Annotated in this window: 14 protein-coding genes; 8 read left to right on the forward strand and 6 right to left on the reverse strand. The window is 67.7% G+C overall.

Annotated elements, in window-relative coordinates; translation table 11 throughout:
* Positions 1-31: 31 nt before the first annotated feature.
* On the reverse strand, positions 32-418 hold the full coding sequence (locus tag ACXI0D_RS14560; protein ID WP_119006805.1) for a DUF2628 domain-containing protein: 387 nt from the start codon (positions 416-418) through the stop codon (positions 32-34).
* Positions 419-634: 216 nt separating this feature from the next.
* Between ACXI0D_RS14560 and ACXI0D_RS14565 the strand changes: the two genes are divergently transcribed.
* Positions 635-805 carry a hypothetical protein gene (locus ACXI0D_RS14565; protein WP_005419553.1) on the forward strand — a complete coding sequence of 57 codons (171 nt, stop codon included), beginning with the start codon at positions 635-637 and terminating at the stop codon, positions 803-805.
* Positions 806-865: 60 nt separating this feature from the next.
* Here ACXI0D_RS14565 and ACXI0D_RS14570 read toward each other — a convergent pair whose 3' ends face one another.
* Entirely contained in the window at positions 866-2,911 is a 2,046-nt protein-coding gene (locus ACXI0D_RS14570) for a TonB-dependent receptor domain-containing protein (protein ID WP_479642724.1), read from the reverse strand.
* Positions 2,912-3,407: 496 nt separating this feature from the next.
* Between ACXI0D_RS14570 and mdoH the strand changes: the two genes are divergently transcribed.
* From mdoH to hemC, 5 genes are all read left to right on the forward strand, one after another.
* On the forward strand, positions 3,408-5,333 hold the full coding sequence (mdoH, locus tag ACXI0D_RS14575; protein WP_049443309.1) for a glucans biosynthesis glucosyltransferase MdoH: 1,926 nt from the start codon (positions 3,408-3,410) through the stop codon (positions 5,331-5,333).
* Positions 5,334-5,383: 50 nt separating this feature from the next.
* On the forward strand, positions 5,384-6,043 hold the full coding sequence (locus ACXI0D_RS14580; protein WP_101766126.1) for an alpha/beta hydrolase: 660 nt from the start codon (positions 5,384-5,386) through the stop codon (positions 6,041-6,043).
* Positions 6,044-6,046: 3 nt separating this feature from the next.
* Positions 6,047-7,090: a sensor histidine kinase gene (locus ACXI0D_RS14585; protein ID WP_049443311.1), complete on the forward strand. Its 1,044-nt coding sequence runs from the start codon at positions 6,047-6,049 to the stop codon at positions 7,088-7,090.
* A gap of 10 nt (positions 7,091-7,100) precedes the next feature.
* The gene (locus ACXI0D_RS14590) at positions 7,101-7,832 is read left to right on the forward strand and encodes a LytR/AlgR family response regulator transcription factor (protein WP_049443312.1); all 732 of its coding nucleotides are present in this window, start codon (positions 7,101-7,103) and stop codon (positions 7,830-7,832) included.
* 560 nt (positions 7,833-8,392) lie between these two features.
* Complete coding sequence (hemC, locus tag ACXI0D_RS14595; protein WP_101766125.1) at positions 8,393-9,304, forward strand: hydroxymethylbilane synthase; 912 nt, start codon at positions 8,393-8,395, stop codon at positions 9,302-9,304.
* Positions 9,305-9,421: 117 nt separating this feature from the next.
* Here the strand turns inward: hemC and ACXI0D_RS14600 are convergent, their stop codons facing one another.
* Together ACXI0D_RS14600 and ACXI0D_RS14605 are read right to left on the reverse strand one after the other, a co-directional pair.
* Positions 9,422-10,198 (reverse strand): DUF481 domain-containing protein, encoded by a 777-nt coding sequence (locus tag ACXI0D_RS14600; protein ID WP_049445907.1) that lies wholly within the window; start codon positions 10,196-10,198, stop codon positions 9,422-9,424.
* 106 nt (positions 10,199-10,304) lie between these two features.
* Positions 10,305-10,907 carry a LolA family protein gene (locus tag ACXI0D_RS14605; protein WP_049445987.1) on the reverse strand — a complete coding sequence of 201 codons (603 nt, stop codon included), beginning with the start codon at positions 10,905-10,907 and terminating at the stop codon, positions 10,305-10,307.
* Between the two features lie 81 nt (positions 10,908-10,988).
* Between ACXI0D_RS14605 and ACXI0D_RS14610 the strand changes: the two genes are divergently transcribed.
* Together ACXI0D_RS14610 and ACXI0D_RS14615 are read left to right on the forward strand one after the other, a co-directional pair.
* Positions 10,989-11,960, forward strand: a complete 972-nt coding sequence (locus ACXI0D_RS14610; protein ID WP_014038578.1) for a helix-turn-helix transcriptional regulator — start codon at positions 10,989-10,991, stop codon at positions 11,958-11,960.
* Positions 11,961-11,986: 26 nt separating this feature from the next.
* On the forward strand, positions 11,987-12,781 hold the full coding sequence (locus ACXI0D_RS14615) for a MetQ/NlpA family ABC transporter substrate-binding protein (protein ID WP_014038577.1): 795 nt from the start codon (positions 11,987-11,989) through the stop codon (positions 12,779-12,781).
* A gap of 97 nt (positions 12,782-12,878) precedes the next feature.
* On the opposite strand, the gene glpK is transcribed toward ACXI0D_RS14615, so the two are convergent.
* Together glpK and glpD are read right to left on the reverse strand one after the other, a co-directional pair.
* Positions 12,879-14,378 (reverse strand): glycerol kinase GlpK, encoded by a 1,500-nt coding sequence (glpK, locus tag ACXI0D_RS14620; protein ID WP_101766124.1) that lies wholly within the window; start codon positions 14,376-14,378, stop codon positions 12,879-12,881.
* A 105-nt stretch (positions 14,379-14,483) separates the two neighbouring features.
* Entirely contained in the window at positions 14,484-15,989 is a 1,506-nt protein-coding gene (glpD, locus tag ACXI0D_RS14625) for a glycerol-3-phosphate dehydrogenase (RefSeq protein ID WP_101766123.1), read from the reverse strand.
* Positions 15,990-16,139: the final 150 nt, after the last annotated feature.

Consider the following 16,139-nt stretch of genomic DNA (forward strand, 5'->3'; position numbering starts at 1 on the left):
GCACCGGACCGCGTCCGGTGACTGCGGTGGCTTAGAACATGCCTTCGAACGGGTTCCAGCTGGCCTTGCCCTTCACCTGTTCCAGGTAGTAGCTGTAGTTGGTGCTGGAGGCGACCAGGAAGTTCATGGCGATGAACAGTGCGCGGGCAACGATTTCCGGCAGGAACAGAGTGACGATGACCAGCACGATGTTGATGCCGATCACCACCAGCGCCTTGCGCCACATGCCCAGGATGAACAGGTAGATGGCGCCGAAGAAGAAGGCGAAGAAGTTGATGTTGACCTTCAGGCGGTCGCCGAAGGACAGCGCCTTCCAGGCCTGCTTGAAACCCGGCTCCTTGGGAGCGCCGTGCTGCTGGAAGAAGTTGAAGCGGAACTGCCACTTCGGGCTGAAGCGGGAGAGGTCGACTGCGTTCATTGACGAATACGTCCTTGTAGGAAAACGGTTACATGATACGGGGCGATCGGTTCAGGAAACCAGCCTCGGGCGTCAAAAATGTGACGGGTGGGCCGGTGTGGGGCTGCGGCAGGGCGCCGCACCGTCACCCACCCGCCTTGTTTTTAGGATAGGGTGCGCAGTTCCGCTGCCGCCCCGGCTGGACCCGTGCGGCGGCGGGATGTCCATGGAGGTTGCATGACCACACCTGCTACACCGGAAAACGCACCGGGACCGGTGCTCCTGCCGACACCTGAAGTGGTGCAGGCACAACAACTGCTCGCACGCCAGCAACTGGCGGTGGCGATGGACCGTGCACGCACGGCCGCCACGCGGGATGCGGCACCGGCCGCGCTGGAAAGCGAGTAACCCGCAACACCGTCGATCGCGCTGGCATGTCGCCAGCGCGATCACGGCGCGCGCCGCCGGTCAGAACCGTGCGGTCATGCTCAGGAAGTAGCTGCGCCCGGCCACGAAGTAGTCGGTGGAGCCTTCGGCATACAGCTTCTTGTCCGCCAGGTTGCTGACGCCACCGCGCAGGGTCAGTACCTCGTTGACGTTCCATGCAGCGGTCAGGTCATACAGCGTGTAGGCCTTGAGGAAGGTCGTGGCGGTGCCGGTCTGCTTGCCGGTGTACTGCGCCGACAGGCTGCTGGAGAACACCGTGTTCGGCGTCCAGTCCAGCGACGAATAGCCTGAGAATTCCGGCGTATCGATCAGGTTGCGGCCGGTGGTCAGGTTCTTGGCTTCCTTCATCCACGTGGCCGAGGTGCGCCAGCGCCACTGCTCGCCGAAGCGGACATTGAAGTTGCCTTCCATGCCGCTGGTGCGCGCGCGCTGCACGTTGCTCATGCGCGTCCACCAGATGCCGTTGAAACGGCCCAGCGGCGCGTACTCGATCTTGTTCCGGAAGTCGGTATGGAAGTAGGTCACGCCGACATCGATCAGGTCATTGTCGAAGCTGATGCCGATCTCGCGGTTGGTGCTGGTTTCCGGATCCAGGTCCGGGTTGCCGGCCATGTAGCAGCCGCCGCGGGTATAGCCCAGCGGGATCAGCGAGGTGCAGCCGCGGCCGCCGGACTGGGTGGCCGCGGTGGCCGAATTCTCGGTCAGGCTGGGCGCCCGGAAGCCCTTGGAGACGCCACCGCGGATCGTCCACTGTTCGGCCGGATGCCAGACCAGGTACGCACGCGGGCTGACGTGGCCGCCGAACTTCTCATGGTGGTCCAGGCGCGCGCCCACGGTCAGGGCCAGGGTGCGGTGCAGCTTCAGTTCGTCTTCGACGAACAGCGCCCACGTATCCACTTCCAGGTTGGAGCCGCTGACGGCATTGCCGGCGTAGTCGATCGGCGCGCGGCCGATGGTGTCGGTGTTGGTCAGCTCCTGGCGCTTCCATTGCCCACCCACGGCGAACTGGTGTTCAACGCCCAGCGTGAACGGCGTGGTCAGGCTGCCTTCGATGATCGTGTCGGTGGCCTCGGAACGTCCGGTGGCGCCGATGTCGTTCTTGTATTCGGTCCAGTACGCGCTGAGCTTGGAGGTGCCGAAGCTCCACGTGCCATCATGGTTGAGCGCCAGCGAACTGCGCTTGAGCTCACTGGCACCCCAGGCGCCTTCGTCCTGCTTTTCCAGCGACGCATCGATGAAGGCCTGCTGCACGCCATGGCCGGCTTCCAGCGACAGTTCCTGTGCATCGCTCAGCTTCCACTGCAGCAGCGCATCGACATTGCGGTCCTTCTCGCCGGCGTAGGCATTGCCGTAGACACCGTTGTTGGACTGGTCCGAATCACGGCGCATGCTGTTGGCACCGATGCGCAGGCCGAAGCGTTCGCCCAGCGGGCCGGAGAAGGTGGCGCCGATCTGCTGGGTATCGCCGCGCTTGCCATCACCGGGACGGGTATAGCTGTGGGTGGCGCTGCCATTCCATTCGTCGCCGATGCGCCGGGTAATGATGTTGATCACGCCGCCCATCGCGTCAGAGCCGTACAGCGACGACATCGGGCCGCGCACCACTTCGATGCGTTCGATCTGGTCGGGCGAGATCCAGTTCAGGTCCTGGCGGCCGAGGTCGGGGCGATAGTTGGTCGCGGCCGAGCTGCCCATGCGCTTGCCGTCCACCAGCACCAGCGTGTAGTTGGACGGCATGCCACGCAGCTTGATCTTGGACTGTTCGCCGACGGCGCTGAGGCCGCCGGTCACGCCCGGCACGCGGCTGAGCAGGGTGGCCAGGTCGGGCACCGGCTGGCGCTCGATGTCCTCACGGCTGATCACACTGATGCTGGCCGGGGCATCCTTGATCCATTGCTGGCTGCCCGAGGCGGTGACCACCACGGTATCCAGGTCCTTGGTGGAGGCATCGGCGCTGGCCTCTGCAGCGGCCAGGCCGGGCAGGGCGAGCAGGCAGGCGGTGGCCAGAGCGCTGGCCAGGCGGGTGCGCGGCAGGCGCGCGGAACGGGAACGGGACGACGGGGACATGACGGCTTCCATGGGAGGTGGGGTGACCCTGTGGAAGCAGCAGGCGCAGGCAGACAGCAGGCAGCCCCCCCTTCCGTGGGTCGTCGGGCGCGCGGTGTGGACCGGCGCAGCTGGGTGGGTCGCGGCCGTGCGGAAGACGGTGACCTGCCTGGTTAATGAAATGATAACCGTTCGCGTTTGTTACGATCCAGTACCGGGGGCGATGTAATGACATCTGGCCAATCCCCGGCATGATCGCCTGCTATTTGCTGAATGGGGATAAATCCCGGCGTAGACCTTCGCGCTCGGCTTACATTCGGCGCCCTAGACTGGGCCGCATTTTCGATTCCGCCCCGTTGGAGATCGTGTGGGTTCCGGTAGTGACAGACATCGACTGTGCGGCCTGAGGCCGACACAGCCAGGACAAGTGCGGGCGCCGGGAAAGCGCGCCGGGAACCATGGTGCATGCAGCCCGGCCGGGATGGCCGGCCGTGCCGACGGCGCGGAGTAGGCGGCGATGGGGGTGCAGACCATCCATGCGGAAGCAGAAACGCCCCGGCTCGATGCCGGCTGGGCGCTGCTGCCCGCTGAATCTCCCTTGCAGATGCCCGAACAGACCTTGCGCGAAGGCGCGCTGAAGGTCCGGCGGCACCGCACGTCGCCGCGCCTGATCGGCCTGCGCCGGCTGTACATTTTCGGTGGCACGCTCGGCATGACCGCCGTGGCCACGCGGATGATGTGGCGGGTGCTGTCGGCCAATGGCATCAGCGTGCTTGAAGCCTGTCTGCTGGTACTGTTCGTCGGCCTGTTTGCCTGGATCGCGCTGTCTTTCGCCAGCGCCCTGGCCGGCTTCCTGACCGCCGTGTTCGACCGTGGCTACCGCCTCGGCATCGACCCGGACAAGCCGCTGCCGACCGTGCACAGCCGCACCGCACTGCTGATGCCGACCTACAACGAAGATCCGCGCCGCCTGCTGGCGGGCCTGCAGGCGATCTACGAGTCGGTGGCGGCCACCGGCCAGCTCGACCGCTTCGATTTCTTCGTGCTCAGCGATACCCGTCGCGAGGATATCGCCGCTGCCGAGGAGCAGGTGTTCGCCGAGCTGCGCGAGCGGGTGCCGGACGGGCAGACCCGCCTGTTCTACCGTCGCCGTGGTGACAACAGCGGGCGCAAGGCCGGCAACATCGCCGACTGGGTCCGCCGCTTCGGCGGTGCCTACCCGCAGATGCTGATCCTCGACGCCGACAGCCTGATGACCGGCGACAGCATCGTGCGCCTGGTGGCCGGCATGGAGCACAACGCCGACGTCGGCCTGATCCAGACCCTGCCGTCGGTGATCGGCGGCCGTACCCTGTTCGCGCGCATGCAGCAGTTCGGCGGCCGCGTGTACGGGCCGGTGATCGCCCGCGGCGTGGCCTGGTGGCATGGCGCCGAGAGCAACTACTGGGGCCACAACGCCATCATCCGCACCCGCGCCTTCGCCGACCACGCCGGCCTGCCGGCGCTGCCGGGGCGCAAGCCGTTCGGCGGCCACGTGCTCAGCCATGACTTCGTCGAAGCGGCGTTGATGCGGCGTGGCGGCTGGGCCGCGCACATGGTGCCCTACCTCGGTGGCAGCTATGAAGAGGGCCCGCCGACCCTGACCGACCTGCTGGTGCGCGACCGTCGCTGGTGCCAGGGCAACCTGCAGCACGGCAAGGTGGTCGGCAGCCGCGGCCTGCACTGGATCAGCCGCACGCACATGCTGATCGGCATCGGCCACTATTTCACCGCGCCGATGTGGGCAATGCTGATGCTGATCGGCATCGCCATCCCGCTGTTCCAGGAGGGCATCGATTTCAACGCCCTGCTGCACCTGTCGCCCAGCGTCTACTGGCGCGCACAGGACGAAGAGCAGGTGGTGCGCCTGTTCGCCGCCACCATGGCGGTGCTGCTGCTGCCCAAGGTGCTCGGCTACCTGGCGATGCTGCTGGACCCGGTCGACCGCCGTGGCTGCGGCGGTGCGATCCGTGCCTTCGTGTCGATGCTGGTGGAAACCGTGTTGGCCGCACTGATGGCGCCGGTGGTGATGTACGTGCAGTCGCGGGGCGTGGCCGAAGTGTTGTCCGGCCGCGATTCCGGCTGGGACGCGCAGCAGCGTGACGACGGTGGCATCTCGTGGCTGGCACTGATCCGCGGCTACGGTGGCCTGGGTGTGTTCGGCGCCTTCATGGGCGTGCTGGCCTGGGCGGTGTCGCCATCGCTGGCGGCGTGGATGGCGCCGGTGGTGATCGGCATGGTGCTGGCGGTCCCGGTGGTGGCGTTGACGTCCTCGCGTGGCCCCGGCGCCTTCCTGCACCGTCTTGGCCTGCTCGATATCCCCGAGGAGAACATCCCGCCGCCGGTGCTGGTACGCGCCGCGCAGCTGCGCCGGGAAGCGGCCGCGCAACCGCCGCTGTACTGATTGCCCCGCGCCAGCGGCATAATGCGGCTCGAACTTGAAGGAGCCGCATCATGCTGCAAACGGTGGAACAGGAAACCGGCGCCTCGCCGCAGTGGTCGGTGATCTGGCTGCACGGCCTCGGCGCCGATGGCCATGATTTCGCGCCGATCGTGCCGGAGCTGGTGCGGCCGCATTGGCCGGCGCTGCGCTTCGTGTTCCCGCACGCACCGGTGCGGCCGATCACGATCAACAACGGCGTGCCGATGCGCGGCTGGTACGACATCGTCGGCATGGACTTCCGTTCGCGCGCCGACATGGCCGGCGTGCAGGAATCGGTGGCGCAGCTGGACGCGCTGATCGCGCGTGAGATCGAGCGCGGCATTCCGGCGGAGAAGATCTTCCTGGCCGGCTTCTCGCAGGGTGGCGCGATCATCCTGACCGCTGCGCTGTCGCGCACCGCGCCGCTGGCCGGCCTGATCGCGCTGTCCACCTACCTGCCCGAAGCTGAAAGCGCCACGCGTGTTGACGGTGCCGTGCAGGTGCCGGTGTTCATGGCCCATGGCAGCAGCGACCCGGTGATTCCGCAGGCGGTGGCCGTACACAGCGCGCAGGCGCTGCAGGCGCTGGGCCTGGAGGTGGAATGGCACAGCTACCCGATGGCCCACCAGGTCTGTGCCGAAGAGATCCAGGCACTGGGTGACTGGCTGCAGGAACGCCTGGGCGCGGGCTGAGCCATGTCCCCGGCCAGCACACCGCCATGGATGCCGGAACTGTGCCGCCTGCCGCGGCTGGCGGCGATGCTGGGCCTGGCCGAACTGGTGGTGGTGGTGCTGGCCCTGGCCCCGGATGGCAGCCGCCACTGGACCTTCGGCGAACTGCTGTCGGCCAGTGGATTCGCGCTATGGCTGGCGTTGGCGGTGACCGCCTGCCTGTGCCTGCTGCGGCAGGCGCTGTCCAGGCTGCCGCAGGTGCTGGGGGCGGTCGCCGCCATCGCACTGGCGACCCTGATCGCGGTGGTCTGTGCCGGCATCGTGCACGCCTTGTACGCGGTGCTGGGTGACAGCTTCGCCAGCGGCATCAGCTTCTGGCGCTTCACCCTTGGGAGTGCAGCAACCACGGCGCTGATCACCGCGCTGGCGCTGCGCTACTTCTATGTCAGCGACCGCTGGGCCGCGCAGGTGCAGGCCAATGCACGCGCCCAGGCCGACGCGCTGCAGGCGCGGATCCGCCCGCACTTCCTGTTCAACAGCATGAACCTGATCGCCAGCCTGCTGCATCGCGATCCCGCGGTGGCCGAACGTGCGGTGCTCGATCTGTCCGATCTGTTCCGTGCTGCGCTCGGTGCAGGCGAGGGCGATTCCACCCTGCGCGACGAATGCGAACTGGCCGAGCGCTACCTGTCGATCGAATCGCTGCGCCTGGGCGAACGCCTGCAGGTGCGCTGGCAGCGCGACGAGCCGCTGCCGTGGGACCTGCCATTGCCGAGGCTGGTACTGCAGCCGCTGGTGGAAAACGCCGTGCTGCACGGCATCTCGCGCCTGCCCGACGGCGGCACCATCGAGCTGCAGCTGCTGTGCGAGGGCAACGAGCTGCAGATCCGCGTGCGCAATCCCGCGCCTGATCCGCAGGCGCCCGGGCTGGCCTTGGCGCGGGGGGCCGGCCATGCCCAGCACAGCATCGGCCATCGGCTGGCCTGGCGCTTCGGCAGCGCCGCGCGGATGACGGCTGGCTGGAGCGAAGGCTACTATGCCTGCCAGGTGACAGTGCCGATCCAGTGAGGGAACGATCGTGAGGGTAGTCATCGCCGATGACGAACCACTGGCGCGCGAGCGCCTGCGCAGCCTGTTGGCGGCGCAGGACGGCGTGGACGTGGTGGCCGAGGCCGGCAACGGCGAGCAGGCCCTGCACGCGTGCGCGGAGCTGCAGCCCGACCTGGTCCTGCTGGACATCGCAATGCCTGGGCTGGACGGCCTGGAAGCAGCCCGCCACCTGGCCAGCTTCGAACCGCGGCCGGCGGTGGTGTTCTGCACTGCCTACGATGCGCATGCGCTGTCGGCGTTCGAGGCCGCAGCGATCGACTACCTGATGAAGCCAGTGCGCGCCGAACGACTGGCAGCGGCGATTGCACGTGCACGCACATTCCTGGCCGGCCGCGATGGCCAGCCGCAGGAACATGGCGGGCAGCAGGCACGCAGCGTGCTGTGCGCACGCCTGCGCGGCAGCCTGCGGCTGATTCCGCTGGACGACATCCACTACCTGCAGGCCGAAGAGAAGTACGTGGTAGTGCACCACGCGCGCGGCGAGGACCTGATCGAGGAATCGCTGAAGTCGCTGGAAGAAGAGTTCGCCAGCCGTTTCATCCGCATCCATCGCAACTGCCTGGTGGCGCGCCACGAGCTGGTGGAACTGCGCCGCGGCTCGGGTGGGCAGGTGCAGGCGGTGCTGCGGCATGGCAGGCAGCCGCTGGAAGTCAGCCGCCGCTGCGTGGCGACGCTGAAGCAGGAACTGCGGCATCTGTGAGTGTTCCGCGCGGCCTGCGGCCGCGACTGCTTACAGATCAACATCAAGATCAACAGCAGGTTGGTCGGCTCATTGTTCTTACGTGCTGGGTCGGGTCGGGGTGGGGTGACGGGACACGCCGTAAACCCATCCATGGGGGCTCGATGGCGCCATCCATGGCGCCAACGGTCCCGTCACCCCACCCCGGCCCAACCCTCTCGTTCTTCACTGCATCGGACAGCAAGAGCATTGGTGTTATCGGCTTGGAAAGAGGGGTCAGATCCCTTTTCCTGCGGAAAAGGGATCTGACCCCGGAAGCCGTCGGCTGTTGCTTTTGCTTCTGCTTTTTTTTCTTTTGATCTTCCGTGGCTGACGCGCACGGAAACTGTCAGAGGCCGGGGCGGTGGGGGCAGGCGGGGTGTCCGCGGCATGGATGCCGCGGCCAAGCCCCCAAGGACGGGTTTACGGCGTCCCCGCGTGACCCCACCGCCCCGGCCAAGCGCCATAGATCCAGCCGATGCAGCAGCCACGAGGGGCTCCGCCGTTGGCCGTATCCGCGCCGAAGGCGCGATAATGACCGGATGGAAACCGTCCGCATCGCCACCCGCAAGAGCCCGCTCGCCCTCTGGCAGAGCGAACACGTCGCCGACCGCCTGCGCCAGGCCCATCCCGGCCTGCATGTGGAACTGGTGCCGATGAGCACCCGCGGTGACGAGGTGCTGGACCGCTCGCTGGCCGCCATCGGTGGCAAGGGCCTGTTCCTGAAGGAGCTGGAGCTGGCCATGCTGCGCGGTGAGGCCGACTGCGCCGTGCACTCGCTGAAGGATGTGCCGATGGAACTGGATGAACCCTTCGCGCTGCCGGCGATGCTGACCCGCCACGATCCGGCCGATGGTTTCGTCTCCAACCTGTACGCCTCGCTGGACGCGCTGCCGATCGGTGCGCGGGTCGGCACCTCGTCGCTGCGCCGCCAGGCCCAGCTGCGCGCGCTGCGCCCGGATCTGGAATTGCTGGACCTGCGCGGCAACGTCAACACCCGCCTGGCCAAGCTCGACAATGGTGGCTACGACGCCATCGTGCTGGCCGTGGCCGGCCTGGAGCGTCTGGGCCTGGGCGAGCGCATCGTCGCGCGCCTGCAACCGCCGCAGTGGCTGCCGGCACCGGCGCAGGGCGCGGTGGCGGTGGAGTGCGACGGTGGCAATACGCGCCTGATGGCGCTGTTCGCCACGCTTGATGACGCAGCTACGCGCGCCTGCGTGGAAGCCGAGCGGGCGATGAACCGTGCGCTGCACGGCAGCTGCCACGTGCCGGTGGCGGCGATCGCGCAGTGGCAGGGCGACGACCTGCACCTGCAGGGCCTGGTCGGCAGTGCCAGCGATGGTCGTGCGGTGCGCGCCGAGGCGGTGGGCCCGGCCCGGGATCCGGAGGCGCTGGGCCAGCGCGTGGCGAAGATGCTGCTGGACGCCGGTGCCGGCGAACTGCTGAACGTCTGATCCATCGCAGGTAGTGCCGGCCATCGGCCGGCAACCTCGTGCCCCAGTTGAATGCAGTTGCCGGCCAGCGGCCGGCACTACCGGAAGCAGAACGGGCGCCCTCGGCGCCCGTTCTGCTTATTTGAACTTGTAGACCACGTTCATCGTGGTCAGCGTATCGGTCTTGCGCTTGTCCACAGCAACGTCACTGTTGTAACGCGCCTGCCAGCCGGCCTTCAGTGCCAGGTGCTCGTTCATGCTGACAGAGACACCGAAGTCGTTCTGGCCGAAGGTGTTGTACGAACCGGATTCGACCAGCAGCGTGTTGACCAGGTCGGTGTTGTCGGTCAGCGAGTACTTCATGTCGAACAGGCCACGGCCGATCAGGCCGGTGCGGGTGCGGTCGTCCTCGGTGCTGTGGGTACGGCGCACACCGGGGCCGATCTGCGCGTCGAACGAGAAGCGCTCGGTGTTCCACAGGCGGGTGCCGTAACCCAGACCGAACGAGCTCTGGCGGTCGTAGGTGGCGAAGTCGTCGCGCTCGGTACGCACCGTGGCGGTCAGCTGGCGGTGCTCGCCCAGCTGCAGCGCGCTGCCGGCACTGCCCGTGTAGCGGTTGGCGGTGGTGTTGTTGCGGCGGGTGGTGGTGCCGTCGTCGTTGGTCTCGGTCACCTTGGAGCTGGAGCGCAGGCCGAACAGGTCCATGCTGTGCACCCAGTCGCCGTCGGTGTAGCGCAGGCGAAGGCGGCCGTTGAAGCTCTCGGTGCTGCTGTTGCCGCGTGCCGAGGCAAAGCCGAGCTCGCCACCACTGCCGCTCCACGGCGAGGACATCGCCGCCAGCTCGGAGGCATCCTGTGCGTATGCGAGCGGCGCACACAGCAGCAGGGGGATCAGCAGGGACACGCGCAGGGACATCGAGGCTTCTCCGAAACGGTTAACAGCCGGTGATGATACTGGAAGCGTGATGGCGGTCCGAATCGATCCAATGCGCGCTTCAGCGAACGTTGCCGCGATCGCCTATTCAGGGCAGATCGACACGCAGTGCGGGGTCGTTGAAGCGCGAATAGCGCAGGCGCAGCTGGAAGCTGCGGCCATTGCTGCTGCCGCTGCGCACGATCTGGCGTGGCAGGCCCTGGGTATCCACCCAGTACTCCAGGCGTTCGCCGGGCTGCGCATCACGCAGCCGGTAGTGCCGGGTCTCGACCCCGTCCAGCGCCTGGCTGCCGAGGTCTTCGGCCTTCAGGTCGGCGGGCAGGGCATCGGCCGGCAGCGGGTTGCGCCACTGCTCGAGCAGGCCGGGCGGGGTCGGCACCTGGCGGATCGCGCCGTCGGCCTGCAGGAACATGGTGTCGCCGATGATGGTCTGCGGCCCCGCCGGCGTCTCCACCCGGAAACGATCGGGCGCGACGAAGTCCATGGCGCTGCGCACCGGCTGCGGTGCGCCCAGCACCTCCAGTTCGGCGTGGAAGCTGCGCAGGGCCGCGAAACGCTGGCTGGCGCCCAGCACCGCCTGCGCCGGATCGGCGACGGGTACCGGGGTCCCGGTGCTGGCCGGCGCCGGCGCGCGATCACAGGCGGCCAGCAGCAGGCAGGCCAGCAGGGACAGGGCAGGCAACCGGCGCATCGGGTATTCCATGGGGGTGGGGGCGACCACGATAGCCCAAACGTCCCACACAAGACCCGCGACTCGGACATAATCGGGGGTATGGACCGATACGAACGCATCACCGCCCTGCATCGTCTGCTCAAGTCCGCGCGCTATCCGGTGACGGTGGCGACCCTGCAGGACAAGCTCGGTTGTTCCCGCGCCACCGTCTACCGCGACCTGGCCTTCCTGCGCGATGCGCTGATGGCACCGATCGAGGGCGACGGCGAGGCGGGCTTCCGCTACCAGGCTGACGAGAGCGACCGTTTCGAGCTGCCCGGCCTGTGGCTCAGCTCGGAGGAGCTGCATGCCCTGCTGGCCTCGCAGCACCTGCTGGCGCGGACCGGCGGTGGTGTGCTGTCGTCGGTGCTGGCACCGCTGCAGCAACGCATCGAGAGCCTGCTGGCGGCCCAGGCCGGCGTGTCCAGCTGGCCGGTCGACCGCGTGCGGGTGATTCCGCACCGAGGCCGCAAGTTCGACGAAGGCAGCTTCCGCAGCGTCGCGTCGGCCGTGCTGGAGCGCCGCCAGCTGGCGTTCGAGTACCGCGCCCGTTCCACCGACGAGCCGACCAAGCGCACCGTCTCACCGCAGCGCCTGACCCACTATCGCGACAACTGGTACCTGGATGCCTGGGACCATGACCGCGACGCCCTGCGCAGTTTCGCGGTGGACCGCATCCACAAGGCGCGGGTGGTCGACAGCACCGCGCGCGATGTCGCCGACAGCGAGCTGGACGAGCAGCTCGGCGCCAGCTACGGCATCTTCTCTGGCGCGCCGAAGGGGTGGGCGACCATCCTGTTCAGCGCCAAGGCCGCGCGCTGGGTGGCCGACGAGCACTGGCATTCCAAGCAGCAGGGCCGCTTCCTGGCCGACGGCCGCTATGAGCTGAAGGTGCCGTACAGCGTCTCGCGCGAGCTGCTGATGGATGTGCTGCATTACGGCTCGGATGCCGAGATCGTCGAGCCGATGATGCTGCGCGAGCAGGCCAAGGCGTTGCTTGAGCTGGCCCTGAGCAACTACGAAAAATCCTGACATTCCCCCCGAGAATCCAATCCCCCATGAAGAAGACCCTGTTGCTGCCCCTGCTCGCCGCTGCGCTGGCCCTGACCGCCTGCGGCAAGTCCGGCGAGCCCTCGCAGAAGCTGGTGGTGGCCGCCACGGCCGTGCCGCATGCCGAGATCCTCGAGGTGGTCAAGCCGATCCTCAAGCAGGAAGGCGTGGACCTGGACGTGCGCGTGTTCAATGACTACGTGCAGCCCAACGACCAGCTGGTGCAGAAGCAGGTGGATGCCAACTACTTCCAGACCGAGCCGTACCTGGATGCCTACAACCGTGACCGCAAGACCGACCTGGTGAAGGTGATCGGCGTGCACATCGAGCCGTTCGGTGCGTACTCGCGCAAGGTCAAGTCGCTGGCCGAGCTGCGCGAAGGCGCCGACGTGGTGATCCCGAACGACCCCAGCAACAACAGCCGCGCGCTGATCCTGCTGCACAAGGCCGGCGTGATCGAGCTGAAGGACCCGACCAACGCACTGTCGACCCAGCGCGACATCATCGCCAACCCGAAGAACCTGAAGTTCCGCGAGCTGGACTCGGCGATGCTGCCGCGCGTGCTGGACCAGGTCGATCTGGCCCTGATCAATACCAACTACGCGCTGGATGCCGGCCTCAACCCGACCAAGGATGCGCTGGCGATCGAGAGCAAGGACTCGCCGTACGTGAACTTCCTGGTCGCGCGCCCGGACAACAAGGACGATGCCCGCGTGCAGAAGCTGGCCAAGGCCCTGACCAGCCCACAGGTGAAGGCCTTCATCGAGACCAAGTACAAGGGCGCGGTGCTGCCGGCGTTCTGACTGCATCTGGCCATGTGGTAGAGCCGGCCGCTGGCCGGCAATCTCCAGGCGCTCCCCCAGACATCATGGGGTTGCCGGCCAGCGGCCGGCACTACCCTCAATCGACGTGGAAGGCGAGGGTGGCGGCCACCGCCTGCTGCCATCCCGCATACAGCTTCTCGCGCCGGGCCACCTCCATCTGTGGCTCGAAACGCCGGTCCAGGCCCCACTGCGCGGCGATCTGTTCGCGGCTGGTCCAGAACCCCACCGCCAGACCGGCCAGGTAGGCCGCACCCAGCGCGGTGGTCTCGGTCAGTCGCGGCCGCAGCAGCGGCACACCGAGGATGTCGGCCTGGAAACCGGCCAGGAAGTCATTGCCGATCGCACCGCCATCGGCGCGCAGCTCGGTCAGCGCGATACCGGCATCGGACTGCATCGCATCAAGCACGTCCCGGGTCTGGTAGGCCATTGCTTCCAGCGCGGCGCGCACGAAGTGCGCCTTGCGGGTGCCGCGGGTCAACCCGAACATCGCACCGCGTACGTCACTGCGCCAATAGGGCGCGCCGAGGCCGACGAACGCCGGTACCAGGTAAGCGCCGCCACTGTCGGGCACCTGCGCAGCCAGTGCCTGGCTGTCACTTGCACGTTCGATCATGCGCAGCCCATCGCGCAGCCATTGCACCACCGAGCCGGCGATGAAGATCGAGCCTTCCAGCGCGTACTCCACGCGTCCGTCCAGGCCCCAGGCAATGGTGGTCAGCAGGCCGTTGCGCGACCGCACCGCCTGCGCACCGGTATGCATCAGCATGAAACAGCCGGTGCCATAGGTGTTCTTGACCATGCCCGGCTGGAAGCAGGCCTGGCCGAACAGCGCCGCCTGCTGGTCACCGGCGATGCCGGCGATCGGGATCGGGTGGTCGAAGAAGAACTGCGGCCGGGTATGCGCGTATACCGCGCTGGAGTCGCGTACCTGCGGCAGCATCGCGCGTGGGATGTCGAGCAGGGCCAGCAGCTCGTCATCCCAGTCCAGCGTGTGGATGTTGAACAACAGCGTTCGCGCAGCATTGCTGTAGTCGGTCACATGCGCCTGGCCACCGCTCAGGTTCCACACCAGCCAGCTGTCGATGGTGCCGAACAGGAGCTCGCCACGTTCGGCGCGCTGCTGCGCACCTTCCACGTGGTCGAGGATCCAGCGCACCTTGGTGGCGGAGAAATAGGCATCGATCAGCAGGCCGGTCCGTTCGCGGATCAGCGCTTCATGCCCGTCGGACTTCAGCCGCTCGCAGATGGCGTGGCTCTGCCGCGATTGCCAGACGATGGCATTGTGGATCGGCTGGCCGGTGGCACGGTCCCAGACCACGGTGGTTTCGCGCTGGTTGGTGATGCCCAGTGCGGCGATATGACGCGGGTCGATCTGCCCGCGGCTGAGCAGTTCGGTCAACGTGGCATAGACGCTGGTAAGGATCTCGCGCGGGTCATGCTCGACCCAGCCGGGGTGCGGGAAGATCTGCGCGAACTCGCGCTGCGCGCTGCCGACGATGTCGCCGGCACGATCGAACAGGATCGCGCGGGAACTGGTGGTGCCCTGGTCGATGGCCAGCACGTAGCGGGGCGTCATGCAGCGTCTCCGGTAGCGATGGGGAAATCCTAATGCATCGGTCGCGTCGCTCGCGGCCGCCCAGGTAGCTGCCAACCTTGGTTGGCACACGTTGAAACACTGGGGTCAGAGCCCATTCCGTGGGAAAGGGATCCGACCTCGCATCCACGCCTGTAGCCGTGCCACCTGTGCAGCATCCAGCCGCAACCCCAGCTTGCTCCGGTGCCACAGGATATCGTCGCTGTCGCACGCCCACTCGCGTTCGCGCAGGAAGTCCACTTCGCGCGCATGCAGGCCGCCGCCAAAGTCCTCGCCCAGATCGTGCAGGCCCTGTACACCCTGCAGCAGTTCCGCGCTGCGACTGCCATAGGCCCCGGCCCAGCGTCGCGCGATACCGGCGGGCAACCAGGGTGCCAGCGCCAGCAGGTGCGAGCCTGCCTGTGCGGCGTCGCCCCAGTCGCTGCCCGGCAGCGGGTCTCCGCGCGCCGTCCAGGCCGGTCCCATCTGTGGCAGGGCAGGGCGCAGCAGGTCCAGTGCCTCCTCGGCCAGCACCCGGTAGGTGGTCAGCTTGCCGCCCAGTACGTGCAGCGCTGGTGCCGGGTCCACCTGCACCTGAAGGCGGTAGTCGCGGCTCAGCTTCGCTGCGCGTGGATCCGGGTCAGCCAGCAATGGACGGACACCGGCGAACGCCCAGACCACCTCCTCCGGGGCGATGGGGTCACGCAGGTAGCGATTGGCCGCTTCGCACAGGTAGGTCACCTCGGAGGGCAGCACGCTGCAGCGCGCCGGGTCACCGCGATAGTCGGTATCGGTGGTGCCCACCAGCAGGTGGTCGTGGGCGAAGGGCAGCAGGAACACCACGCGTCCGTCGGGCTGCTGCAGCAGGCAGGCGCTGTCATCGGGCCAGGGCCGGCGCAGCACGATGTGGCTGCCCTGCACCAGGCGCAGCGCGGGGCCGCCGCTGCGCGCCTGCATCCGTTCCAGCAGGCCCCCGGCCCACGGGCCCGCCGCGTTGACCACGGCGCGTGCATTCACGGGGTGCGGCTGGCCATCGGCGGATTCCACAACGGCCCGCCACCGGCCCTGCACGGGGTGCAGGTCGGTGCAGCGGCTGCGCACCCGCACCTGTGCGCCCCGCTGCGCGGCATCCAGGGCGTTGAGCAGTACCAGTCGCGCGTCATCGACCTGCGCATCGGCGTAGCTGAAGGCCTGCCGCAGCGTTGGGGAGAGCCACTGGCCGAGCGGATCGCGTTGCAGTTCCAGTGCGCGTGACGCGGGGAAGGCGGGGCCGCGCCGGCCCAGATGGTCGTACAGCCACAGCCCCACGCGCAGCATCCAGCGCGGGCGCAGGTGCGGTTCCCACGGCAGCACGAAGCGCAGCGGATGGACCAGATGGGGGGCCTGCCGGCGGACCACCTCACGTTCGCCCAGCGCCTTGCGCACCAGGCCGAACTCGCCCTGTTCCAGGTAGCGCAGGCCGCCGTGGATCAGTTTGCTGCTGGCACTGGAGGTGTGCGCGGCCAGGTCGTGCTGTTCGCACAGCAGCACGCGCAGGCCACGGCCACTGGCGTCACGGGCGATGCCGGCGCCATTGATGCCGCCACCGATCACCAGCAGGTCGACATCGTCCATCGTGTCTCCGCGCCCCGTGTCTGTACAGTCGAGCATGGCTCGACCCTACAAAGGGCAGTCGAGCAAGCTCGACTCTACAGAACGCAGGTGACGGAAACGACGACGGGCCCCGAAGGGCCCGTCGCGTTGCATCAGTGAAGCGGTGCTGCC

The sequence above is a fragment of the Stenotrophomonas sp. C9D9 genome, assembly GCF_056491205.1.

Excerpts from the sequence above, each read along its gene's own strand:
- glpD (WP_101766123.1), bottom strand. The coding sequence starts at position 15,989 with ATGGACGATGTCGACCTGCTGGTGATCGGTGGCGGCATCAATGGCGCC.
- ACXI0D_RS14605 (WP_049445987.1), bottom strand. The coding sequence starts at position 10,907 with ATGCGCCGGTTGCCTGCCCTGTCCCTGCTGGCCTGCCTGCTGCTGGCC.
- ACXI0D_RS14610 (WP_014038578.1), top strand. The coding sequence starts at position 10,989 with ATGGACCGATACGAACGCATCACCGCCCTGCATCGTCTGCTCAAGTCC.
- ACXI0D_RS14580 (WP_101766126.1), top strand. The coding sequence starts at position 5,384 with ATGCTGCAAACGGTGGAACAGGAAACCGGCGCCTCGCCGCAGTGGTCG.
- ACXI0D_RS14600 (WP_049445907.1), bottom strand. The coding sequence starts at position 10,198 with ATGTCCCTGCGCGTGTCCCTGCTGATCCCCCTGCTGCTGTGTGCGCCG.
- ACXI0D_RS14565 (WP_005419553.1), top strand. The coding sequence starts at position 635 with ATGACCACACCTGCTACACCGGAAAACGCACCGGGACCGGTGCTCCTG.
- glpK (WP_101766124.1), bottom strand. The coding sequence starts at position 14,378 with ATGACGCCCCGCTACGTGCTGGCCATCGACCAGGGCACCACCAGTTCC.
- hemC (WP_101766125.1), top strand. The coding sequence starts at position 8,393 with ATGGAAACCGTCCGCATCGCCACCCGCAAGAGCCCGCTCGCCCTCTGG.
- ACXI0D_RS14570 (WP_479642724.1), bottom strand. The coding sequence starts at position 2,911 with ATGTCCCCGTCGTCCCGTTCCCGTTCCGCGCGCCTGCCGCGCACCCGC.
- ACXI0D_RS14615 (WP_014038577.1), top strand. The coding sequence starts at position 11,987 with ATGAAGAAGACCCTGTTGCTGCCCCTGCTCGCCGCTGCGCTGGCCCTG.
- mdoH (WP_049443309.1), top strand. The coding sequence starts at position 3,408 with ATGGGGGTGCAGACCATCCATGCGGAAGCAGAAACGCCCCGGCTCGAT.
- ACXI0D_RS14560 (WP_119006805.1), bottom strand. The coding sequence starts at position 418 with ATGAACGCAGTCGACCTCTCCCGCTTCAGCCCGAAGTGGCAGTTCCGC.
- ACXI0D_RS14585 (WP_049443311.1), top strand. The coding sequence starts at position 6,047 with ATGTCCCCGGCCAGCACACCGCCATGGATGCCGGAACTGTGCCGCCTG.